This is a genomic window from Kiloniella sp., from assembly GCF_048259265.1.
Lineage (GTDB): Bacteria > Pseudomonadota > Alphaproteobacteria > Kiloniellales > Kiloniellaceae > Kiloniella.
Genome location: NZ_JBLXHT010000002.1, coordinates 253342 through 264402, shown reverse-complemented (window position 1 = coordinate 264402; position 11061 = coordinate 253342). Strand labels below are relative to the sequence as shown.

The following is an 11061-nucleotide window of genomic DNA, read 5'->3' as shown; positions in this document are numbered from 1 at the left end:
AATAAAAACCCGACACCAACAGGCATCGAGTTTCTATACCCGCAAACAATTTCACATTAAAAGCAACAGACTAAGTCTTATTTCTAATCTGAATTATTAAGAAATTAATTTAGCGAACTTTACCATTCTCAAAATGAAGAACCCGATCCATACGTCCGGCCAATTCATGATTATGCGTTGCGATCAAGGCTGTAAGCCCCACAGAACGAACAAGCTTTAGCAACAGCTCAAAAACTCTGTTAGCCGTTTCTGGATCAAGATTACCCGTTGGCTCATCAGCCAGCAGAACAGATGGTGCATTTGCGAGTGCCCGCGCGATTGCTACACGCTGTTGCTCACCACCCGACAATTCCGCAGGACGGTGAGAAATACGCTCGGCAAGTCCGACCGTATCCAGAAGCTCACTGGCCCGTTTATGAGCTTTTTTATGAGACAGTCCGGTGATCATCTGTGGCAGGATAACATTTTCCACCGCAGAAAATTCAGGGAGCAAATGATGGTACTGATAAACAAAGCCAATCGTATCGCGACGGAGCGATGTTCTGTTTTTATCATTCAGAGAAGCTGATGGCGTTCCATTAACCAGAATGTCACCACTATCAGGTTTTTCGAGAAGCCCCGCACTGTGTAAAAGCGTTGATTTACCAGCACCGGAAGGGCCTATCAATGCAACCAGTTCACCTGGTCTGATATCAAAGCTGACATCATTAAGAACATGAAGTTCTTTCGCCCCTTGCTCATAGGTTTTATTAACACCAACGAGGGATAGACCTTTCATTTCCTTACTCATAGCGGATTGCCTCCACAGGATCTAAACGCGCAGCACGCCACGCAGGAAAAATCGGGGCGAGGAATGAAAAGAATAAGGCCATACCCACGACCTGAAGTACTTCGGATGTCTCTACGACTGCTGGTAACTTGGAAAGGAAATAAATCTCGGCATCAAAAAGATTGGTTCCGGACAAACCTTCTAGCCATTGCCGAATTGTTTCGATGTTTTCTGCAAAGGACAGACCAAGTACAAATCCAGCCAAGGTACCGATAACACCAATAGATGCTCCACTAAGGAAGAAAACCCTGAGGATCATTCCCCGCGTTGCCCCCATCGTTCGCAGGATTGCGATATCACGCCCCTTGTCCTTAACCAGCATGATCTGGCCCGAAACGATATTGAAAACAGCAACAAGGATAATAAGCGACAGGATCAAGAACATAACATTGCGTTCAACCTGAATAGCATTAAAGAAGCTGGCGTTACTTTGCTGCCAATCTCGCGTAACGATCCCTGTGCCTATTGTGTTGTGTATATCCCGACGCACCACATTCGTCAGATCTGGGTTATCAACAAAAACCTCAATCGTATTTACCATTTCTGGTAACTCAAAGAAGATCTGCGCAGCATCAAGCGTCATGTATATAAAACTGCTGTCATATTCATACATCCCGATGTCAAAAAGCGCGGCAATAGTATAGGCTTTAAGACGTGGAATAGAACCGAATACAGTTACTGAACTGTTCGGTGACACCAAGGTGATTTTATCACCGACACCAAGACGTAAACTTCTCGCCAAACGCTCGCCGATTACAACATTATCACCAGTAAAATCATTCAGCGACCCAGCTACAATTTTTTCCGCAATCAACTTACGTGCTTTTAGGTCTTTTGGTGCCATGCCACGGACCAAACCGCCCGTAGCTGTACCGCTGGCCGTGACCATGACTTGCCCTTGCACCTGTGGCGTTGCACTTGTCACACTGGATAGGGCGCTTATCCGTTCAGCGATCGTTTCGTAATCGACTAAATCACCCTGAACCCCGACCACAGCCAAATGACCATTAACCCCCAGTATCCGGCCAAGAAGCTCCTGACGGAACCCGTTCATGACGGACATCACAATAATCAAAGTCGCAACACCCAAGGCAATACCAACAAGGGAAAAGCCTGCAATGACGGAAATAAACCCTTCTTTACGACGGGAACGGAGGTAGCGTAAGGCCACCATGCGCTCAAAAGCACCAAAAACCATCAACTATCTCTCTTCCCGTCTAAATCCTAAAGGCCTAATTTAGAAAGCGCAGCTTCCAATGTTAGCTCTTCTTTCTCACCAGTCTTACGATTTTTCAACTCAACTACGCCATTTTTAAGGCCACGTGGTCCGATAACCATCTGCCAAGGCAAACCGATCAGGTCCATGTCTTTGAATTTGGCGCCAGCAGAGGTATCACGATCATCATAAAGGCAATCGACACCAGCTGCATTGAACTTTTGGTAAAGATCATCACAAGCCTTGGCACAGGCTTCATCCTTGGCTTTCAGATTGATCAACCCAACTTGGTAAGGCGCCACGGCTTCCGGCCAGATAATACCGTTTTCATCATGGCTGGCCTCTATGATCGCACCCAAAAGACGCGAAACACCAATACCGTAAGACCCCATAAAAACAGGAACGTTTTCACCTTCACTGTTAAGAACATAAGCGCCCATTGGCTCAGAGTATTTTGTGCCGAAATGGAAGATATGTCCGACCTCAATACCACGGCACTGCATTCTCTTATCTTCAGGAACTGATCCTTCGAAATCTTCTTTGACATACATTTCATCGGTTGCCGCGTAGATACTGGTCCAATCATCAACAATCGGCTGTAGATCACCACTGTAATCGACATCAGAAGAAGGAGATGCCTTTTCCAAAAAGTCAGAATGACAGAACACTTCGGACTCACCTGTATCGGCAAGGATGATAAACTCATGGCTGAGGTCACCACCAATTGGCCCTGTGTCAGCAGCCATTGGAATGGCCCGTAGTCCCAAACGCTCAAAGGTACGCAGGTAGGAAACAAACATACGGTTGTACGCAGCTTTGGATGCTTCAAAATCAATATCGAAAGAATAAGCATCTTTCATAAAGAACTCACGACCACGCATCACACCAAACCGCGGACGAACTTCATCGCGGAATTTCCATTGGATATGATATAGATTTTTCGGCAAATCTTTGTAGCTTTTGACGGCATTGGCAAAGATCTCTGTGACCATCTCTTCATTGGTTGGTCCATAAAGCATATCCCGACCGTGACGATCTTCGATACGTAGCATTTCTTTGCCGTAATCATCATAACGGCCAGACTTACGCCACAAATCAGCAGGCTGGATGGTCGGCATCAGGATTTCCTGCGCCCCTGCCCGATTTTGTTCTTCGCGGATAATCTGCTCGACCTTACGGAGGACTTTCAAGCCCATCGGTAACCAAGAATAAATTCCAGATGTAGCCTGACGGATCATGCCCGCACGCAGCATATAACGGTGAGAGACAATCTGTGCCTCGGTTGGGTTTTCCTTCAGTGTTGGAAGGAAATAAGCAGAAAGGCGCATCTGGATATCCTGGAATGCTATGAGATCAATAATAAATAAGGAACAATTCAGTTATAGGACTGAAAAGTATGCGGTCATATATATGGGATGAAATGGCACTTGTCCATGACAGAAAAACAAGCTTTTCCTAAGAAATTTTAGCCCGTTTAAGATATCAGGCGATAACCACGAAACTACTCACGGTCTAATATTTCCTGACACTTCCGGGATAATTCTCTCTGTTCTTCACTTTGAAGCCGCTGGCCATTGAAAAAAGCTTCGCCATTTTTGTGTACTTCAACAACACCGATCTCCGCATCTGCTTCAAAATTGGCTTTGTTAGCGGGAATATTATAGCGCTCGAACATATCAACAGTTATCGGAATTCGAATGATTTCGGGAAGAACGATTGGCTGTGCATTCAAATCCGCCGGGACAACTTTTTTCCCTCTTTTACTTACGCCGGGCGTATAGGCAACATCATCGTTTGGATGGTGTAACAGCAAACGATGACAATCGTCTTCCTCAATCGTTATTACGCCATCTTCCAATGAACTTACTTCCGCGTACGCGGTTGGTGCCAAGATAAGCGCACAAATAGATGCCGACGCGAATGAACGAAAATTTTTAATCAGATAAAAACAATGATAACAATGCATTATCACACCATATTAAGAAGATGAGTCAAAAAAACGGCCTGCTGGTAATAGTATCAACAGGCCGTTTATAAATCTATAATGCTTTATCTATTACTCATTACAATTAATAGGCTAACTCACCAATTGTGATCAATTGATTAGTAATAACGTAATAAACAACGCCCCACAAAACAGCTGCGATGGCACTCGTGATAAGGGCCTTACGCAGAAGCATCGGATTTTTCGGGGCTGAGGGTTCATGACCAACTTCAGGATTTTCTTCGGCTCGAACACCAAAGGGAAGCGCCATAAAAAATATCAACCACCAAATAATAACGTAAACAAGAATACCCGTAACCCAGTTCATCTTTAATTCTCTCTCAACCTAAGCCTGTTCCAGCTCAACAAGGGTTCCACAAAAATCTTTTGGATGCAGGAAAAGGACTGGTTTGTTATGCGCCCCTATTTTAGGTTCGCCGTCCCCAAGCACCCTAGCGCCTTCTGCTTTAAGCTTATCCCGAGCGACAATAATATCATCAACTTCATAACAGATATGATGAATACCACCTGCGGGATTCTTTTCCAGAAAATTGCCGATTGGCGAATTTTCACCCAAGGGATAAAGAAATTCTATTTTGGTATTGGGAAGATTGACAAAGACGACTGTTACACCGTGATCAGGTTGATCAACCGCTTCAGTCACTTCCGCTCCCAACACATCACGATACTGAGCTATCGCTGCATTCAAATCGGGAACAGCAATCGCAACATGATTTAAACGACCAATCATTGTTAAACCTCTTTTAATCCAGATAAGAAGCCAAACGGATAATATGTACATCCGTTACAGGCTTCTTGTCATAAATTTTGCTAAAATGACGACGCACAGCGCGAATAGCAACTTCGCGAATAATACTGTCATTTTTCATTTCAGATTTTTTCAGTGTGCCAAAGATATCTTTCAGATAATCGATTGCGTCTTCAAAGTCCTCAAACTCTTCATCAAGATCAAGAATTCCCTGAACGGTCAATTGAGGCGTATCAGCCAGCATGTTTGCTTCATTGATAACCAGAGAAACAACCGCCGATCCGTTATACATCATTTTCTGACGCGCTTTGATAATCGGGCTATCAATTGGAATAAGGCGACGATCTTCTATTGCGAGAAGCCCGGAATCTATTTCTTTAATCTTTTCTGCCTTACCAGGTGCCAGACGGATAAGATGACCATTCTTTGCCACGATCTGGGTTTTCACACCACATTCAGCAGCTAGTTTTGCATGGGCACGTAGATGCCGCGCTTCACCATGAACAGGCACAGAGACTTTGGGCTGCACCCACTCATAAAGTTTGCGAACTTCTTCTTTCCCCGGATGCCCGGATACATGAACATGTTCGTCCCGATCAGTAATCACACGCACACCCAGCTCAGACAGGTTATTTTGCAGCCTGAAAATTGATGTCTCATTTCCTGGAATGATTCTGGACGAGAAGATAATCGTATCGTCCTCTTCCAAATACACATGCTTGAACCCGTCCTTTGACAAGCGTGACAAGGCAGACCGTGGTTCCCCCTGGCTCCCCGTACAAAGAACAAGAACCTCGCCCTTGGGCATATAGGAAAATTCATCCTCGGAAAGTAAAGGAGCGACTGTTTTGAGATAGCCATTCTCACGAGCCGCCGCATATATTCTGTGCATTGAACGCCCAAGAAGAACAACCCGACGGCCGCAAATCTCTGCCGCTTTCATAACGGATTCAACTCTTGCGACGTTACTTGCAAAACACGTCACCGCAACACGGCCTGTGCATTTTGCGATTACATCAATAAGCCCATTACGAACAGATGCTTCAGACCCGGATTCACTGGTAGACATCACATTGGTTGAATCACTGATCATTGCCAGAATATCTTCATCGGCCAAAGCCTGAAGACGCTTCTTGTCATAATGCGGGCCAACCAAAGGCTCAGGATCAAATTTCCAATCCCCGGAATGAAAAACCGTGCCACATGCAGTTCTAATCAGCAAAGAAGCTGGTTCCGGAATAGAGTGGGTCATAGAAATCAACTCGATTTCAAATGGTCCCGCCGTAAAAGTACCCGCAACCGGAATAACAGTGATCTCGGCTTCGTCCTCAATACCTGCTTCAACCAACTTGGAATAGACCATAGACTTGGTGAAAGGCGTACAATAAATCGGACAACGCAATTCAGACCATAAATGAGGGACAGCACCGATGTGATCTTCGTGCGCATGGGTCAAAACCAATCCGACGAGGTTCTCTCTCTGCTCTTCAATAAAGGTCGGGTCCGGCATGATAACATCAATACCCGGATACCTTGCCCCATCAGCAAAAGAAATCCCTAAATCCACCATCAACCACTTACCATTATGGCCATAGAGGTTCAGGTTCATCCCAATTTCGCCTGTACCACCAAGAGGCAGGAACAAGAGCTCGTCTTTCTTAGCGACAACCGCTTTACGCATTTCTTACCTAACTTAAGTCTTTTGACTATTTAATTCATAGATGGCAATCAAGCCACGAAGAGTTACATCTTTATCAATATGATCAATGACATCTGTCGCCGTATCAAACAACTGCGCCAAACCACCGGTCGCAATAACCTTCATTGGCCTACCATACTCGGCGCGGATGCGTTGTACCATGCCCTCAACCATAGATATATAGCCCCAGAAGATCCCGGATTCTATCGCAGGAACGGTTCCCTTACCTATCACCTGTGAAGGCGCTTTAATATCTATCCGGGGTAGTTTTGCAGACCCCATATAAAGCGCTTCGATAGACAGGTTAACACCCGGCGCGATGACTCCACCTTCATAAGCGCCATCAGCGCCAACAATGTCAAAGGTCGTGGCGGTTCCAAAATCGATCAAAATCAGATCGCCACCATAGCGTTGATACCCAGCCACAGCATTAACGAGACGGTCAGCACCCGCTTGTTCCGGCTGATCAATATTTACTTTCAATCCCAGATCAATTTTCCCCACCTCGACCATCAATGGAGTACAGGAAAAATAGCTCTGGCATAGAGTTTTCAGGTTATAGTTTGACGCAGGGACAACATTGGCAAGGATGGCGCCCGTTATATCTTTTGGCTCCAAGCCTTTCAACACCATAAGCTGCGTTAACCAGACGGCATATTCATCAGCCGTTTTTTTACTGTCACTGGTCGCGCGCCAATAGCCCTTTTGGTCATGCCCGTCGTAAACGGCAAAAACCACATTTGTATTACCTGAATCAATAACAAGCAGCATTATCTGTCTCGGTGTCTATCTCGGTTTCAAGAAGCAAAGAAGACGTCCCCTGCGGTAACCAACCGCTGTTTGCCATTTTCCAGATCTAAATCCAGTGCACCATCTTTGTCGATGGTGACAAAGCGGCCGGAAAGTGTTTCGCCGGGAAGCCTGACGTAAATTTTTTCACCTAAACCATGTGCCTGATCCAGCCAAGCTGACCGCACACTATCGAAGCCCTCTTTCTTCCATAGTTTGTATCTGGCGTCAAAACTATTGATAAAGCTTTCCAACAATTTATCGGCTCCGATATCATCTGACAGCCCCTGTTCACGCAAACTGGTTGCAGGATAACGAGCATCATCCGGATAGTGAACAAGGTTAACCCCTACCCCCATAATCAAATAATCAAGATTACCTGAACGGTCCGCTTTACTCTCAAGCAGGACACCTGACACTTTTTTACCAGAAAGCAAAACATCATTAGGCCACTTCAAGCCAGACACAAGCTTACGATCCAGTTGACGTATGGCATCGGACAGGGCCAAAGATGCAACAAAGCTTAGGTTAGCGGCTTCAGCAATAGATTTCTCAGGGCGCAAAAGTGTCGAAAAATAAAGATTTCCGACAGGACTAACCCATGTTCGCCCTTGCCTTCCCCGTCCCGCAGATTGACGAAGGGCCCAGACGATTGTTCCGTCTTGGGCCCCCTGTTCAGCAAGAAGACGAACCTCATCATTTGTACTACCTACTTCTTCTTTACAGATCACTGCAAAAGAAGATGGAATGACAAGGGATGAGGTTCCCTCTTTCATATCTTTACCCGGCAAAAAGAGCCGAAGCAGCAATCGCTGCACCATCCATAATTGGTGATGAAAACAGAATAAAGAACACGACAAAAGCAGTTGTTACCGTCAATACCAATGTCATTTCAGCACCAATAGGTTTGTCGAAAGATCCACTTGGCTCATCAAAGTACATAACTTTAATAATGCGGAGGTAATAGAACGCTCCGATTACAGAAGTCAAAATACCGATCACAGCCAATGTTGTCAGCCCCGCATCAACAGCAGCAGCAAAAACCACGTACTTTGCAAAGAAACCAGCGAGTGGCGGAATACCAGCCATTGAGAACATGAATATTGTCAAGGCCAGCGCCATCGCCGGGCTTGTTTTACTCAAGCCTTTGAGATCATCAATCTCTTCGACCATGGTGCCTTTCTGGCGCATGCTAAGAATACACGCAAAGGTTCCCATGTTCATGAAGATGTAAATGGTCATGTAAATGACAAGACCTTCAACACCCGCCTGTGTGCCAGCGGCTAACCCAACCAACGCATAACCAATGTTACCGATAGAACTATAAGCCATCAGACGTTTGATATTAGTTTGCTTGATCGCAGCAAGAGAACCCAAGATCATGGATGCAAGTGCCACGAACACAATGATCTGTTGCCATTCCGCGACCAATGATCCAAATGGATCACTTAGCAATCTGGCAAAGAGTGCAATGGCAGCAACCTTTGGCGCAGAGGCAAAAAAGGCTGTCACAGGGGTTGGGGCACCTTCGTATACATCCGGTGTCCACATATGGAATGGTACTGCAGAAATTTTGAACGCGATAGCAGCACAAACAAAAACTAGCCCGACAACAAGACCAACTTGTGGAGACTGATCACCAGCAGCAAGGCCAGAAATAACAGTTCCCAGCGTGTCAAAGTCTGTGGTTCCAGTAAATCCATAGATCATGGAACAACCGTATAACAACATCCCCGAAGACAAGGCACCGAGCACAAAGTACTTCAAGCCAGCTTCTGAAGAACGCAGATTCTCACGGCGAATGGCTGCAATGACATAAAGTGCCAAGCTTTGAAGTTCCAGACCGACATATAATGACATCAAGTCATTTGACGAGATCATCATCATCATGCCGAGCGTCGCCAAGACCATCAGCACAGGAATTTCAAACCTTGCCATGCCTTCACGTTCAACGAAGCGCTGGGTCATCAAAATACCAAAGCCAGATGCCGTCAAAGCAACAAGCTTCATATAGTTCGCATAGGCATCAACAACAAAGAGGCCACCGAATGCTAAACCTTGTTTTTGACCGCCAAAGAAGATCAGGCCGAAAGCGACAGCAATGACAGCAACCGACAAAGCCGAAACAAAACCAGCTGTTTTATTTCCTGCATAAGCTCCGTAAAGCAGCAGCACCGTTGCAGAACATGCCAGGAAAATCTCGGGCAATGCCATTGATAGATCTGTTGTGATCATCTTGATAGCCCCTCTATTGACCAAAGACCTGCGCAAACATCGGCGCGGCGTTCGAGGCTGCGATTGCAGTCTCATAGTTAGTGACAAGATTACTTACTGATGCAGACATGATATCCAGAAAGCTCGGCGGATAAATCCCCATCCAGAGTGTAAGAATGATTAAAGGTGCAAAGACAGCTTTTTCTCTCCAGTTGAGATCCAGAAGCGCTTTCACATCATCTTTTTCCAGTTTCCCGAAGATAACCTTGCGATAAAGGTAAAGCATGTAGGCTGCGCCCAAAACCATACCTGTTGCAGCAAGTGCAGCAACCCATGTGTTTGCTTTAAACGCCCCGACCAAAACAAGGAATTCGCCAACAAAACCACCTGTTCCTGGCAAGCCGACTGACGCAAGCATAAAGACCATGAACATCAGGGCATAGACAGGCATCCTGTCCACAACGCCACCATACGCCGCAATCATACGTGTATGCATACGGTCATAGATAACGCCAACACAAAGGAAGAGTGCCGCAGAAACAACACCATGTGACAGCATCTGATAGATTGCGCCTTCGATACCTTGTTGGTTCGCGGCAAAGATACCGATTGTCACATAGCCCATATGTGCAACAGAAGAATAAGCAATCAGCTTTTTCATATCTTCCTGCGCCAAAGCAACAAGTGATGTATAGATCACCGCGACAATAGAAAGCGTATAAACCAAAGGTGTAAAGTATACAGAGGCTTCAGGCATCATTGGTAGCGAGAAACGCAGGAAGCCATAAGCCCCCATTTTCAACAGAACACCGGCAAGAATAACAGATCCAGCCGTTGGGGCTTCTACGTGTGCGTCTGGCAACCATGTATGAACGGGCCACATCGGCACTTTAACCGCAAAGGAAGCAAAGAAAGCTATCCAAAGCCACTTCTGCATTTCAGACGGAAAAGTGGTTGTCATCAACGCCGTGATATCCGTTGTTCCTGCGAATGAATACATTGCCAGAATGGCAACCAGCATCAATACAGATCCTGCAAGTGTATAAAGGAACAGTTTGAAAGCCGCATAAACACGACGCGCACCGCCCCAAACACCGATAATCAAGAACATCGGGATCAACACACCTTCGAAGAAGATATAGAAGACAACAATATCAAGCGCACAGAACATGCCGATCATCATGGTTTCAAGAATAAGGAAAGAAACCATGTATTCCTTCACACGCTTGTTCACAGCACCCCATGAAGAGATAATGCAAATTGGCGTCAGAAGTGTAGAAAGCAGAACAAACAGAACAGAGATACCATCGACACCCATCCGGTAGGACAGACCAAGCGAAGGCATCCATTCAACTTCTTCCACAAACTGGAACTCGGCAGTTCCGCGTTCAAATCCAGTCCAGAGAAGAAGAGAAACCGCAAACGTCACCCCGGATACCCAAAGGGCAACCCAGCGAGAATTTTTAGCAACGGCCTCTTCATTATCCCCTCGGATAAGAAGAATGATAAGCGCACCCAACAAAGGGGCAAAGGTCACAATTGAGAGAATATGATCTTGCAT

The 11061-nt window shown here is 45.8% G+C and carries 11 protein-coding genes; all 11 read right to left on the bottom strand.

Translation table 11 applies throughout. From position 1 onward, the window contains the following. Positions 1–109 precede the first annotated feature (109 nt). The 11 genes from ACN0QW_RS04430 to ACN0QW_RS04380 all read right to left on the bottom strand — a co-directional run bounded on the left by ACN0QW_RS04430 (position 110) and on the right by ACN0QW_RS04380 (position 11061). Positions 110–790 carry an ABC transporter ATP-binding protein gene (locus ACN0QW_RS04430; protein WP_417429115.1) on the bottom strand — a complete coding sequence of 227 codons (681 nt, stop codon included), beginning with the start codon at positions 788–790 and terminating at the stop codon, positions 110–112. Continuing rightward, on the bottom strand, positions 783–2027 hold the full coding sequence (locus ACN0QW_RS04425; protein ID WP_417429113.1) for a lipoprotein-releasing ABC transporter permease subunit: 1245 nt from the start codon (positions 2025–2027) through the stop codon (positions 783–785). Before ACN0QW_RS04425 ends, ACN0QW_RS04430 begins: the two co-directional genes overlap by 8 nt. Before the next feature lie 26 nt (positions 2028–2053). Beyond that, positions 2054–3373 (bottom strand): proline--tRNA ligase, encoded by a 1320-nt coding sequence (proS, locus tag ACN0QW_RS04420; RefSeq protein ID WP_299376306.1) that lies wholly within the window; start codon positions 3371–3373, stop codon positions 2054–2056. 173 nt (positions 3374–3546) lie between these two features. Beyond that, on the bottom strand, positions 3547–3936 hold the full coding sequence (locus ACN0QW_RS04415) for a hypothetical protein (protein ID WP_417429111.1): 390 nt from the start codon (positions 3934–3936) through the stop codon (positions 3547–3549). A 178-nt stretch (positions 3937–4114) separates the two neighbouring features. Next, positions 4115–4357, bottom strand: a complete 243-nt coding sequence (locus ACN0QW_RS04410; protein ID WP_417429109.1) for a DUF1467 family protein — start codon at positions 4355–4357, stop codon at positions 4115–4117. Positions 4358–4375: 18 nt separating this feature from the next. Beyond that, entirely contained in the window at positions 4376–4780 is a 405-nt protein-coding gene (gene mce / locus ACN0QW_RS04405) for a methylmalonyl-CoA epimerase (RefSeq protein WP_417429107.1), read from the bottom strand. A gap of 13 nt (positions 4781–4793) precedes the next feature. Beyond that, entirely contained in the window at positions 4794–6479 is a 1686-nt protein-coding gene (locus tag ACN0QW_RS04400; protein WP_417429105.1) for a ribonuclease J, read from the bottom strand. Between the two features lie 12 nt (positions 6480–6491). Then, positions 6492–7268 carry a type III pantothenate kinase gene (locus ACN0QW_RS04395; protein WP_417429103.1) on the bottom strand — a complete coding sequence of 259 codons (777 nt, stop codon included), beginning with the start codon at positions 7266–7268 and terminating at the stop codon, positions 6492–6494. Between the two features lie 26 nt (positions 7269–7294). Further along, positions 7295–8062 (bottom strand): biotin--[acetyl-CoA-carboxylase] ligase, encoded by a 768-nt coding sequence (locus tag ACN0QW_RS04390; RefSeq protein WP_299379951.1) that lies wholly within the window; start codon positions 8060–8062, stop codon positions 7295–7297. Positions 8063–8066: 4 nt separating this feature from the next. Beyond that, a complete protein-coding gene (gene nuoN / locus ACN0QW_RS04385) occupies positions 8067–9521 on the bottom strand; it encodes an NADH-quinone oxidoreductase subunit NuoN (RefSeq protein WP_417429101.1) in 1455 nt (484 codons plus the stop codon). A 13-nt stretch (positions 9522–9534) separates the two neighbouring features. Beyond that, entirely contained in the window at positions 9535–11061 is a 1527-nt protein-coding gene (locus ACN0QW_RS04380) for an NADH-quinone oxidoreductase subunit M (RefSeq protein WP_417429099.1), read from the bottom strand.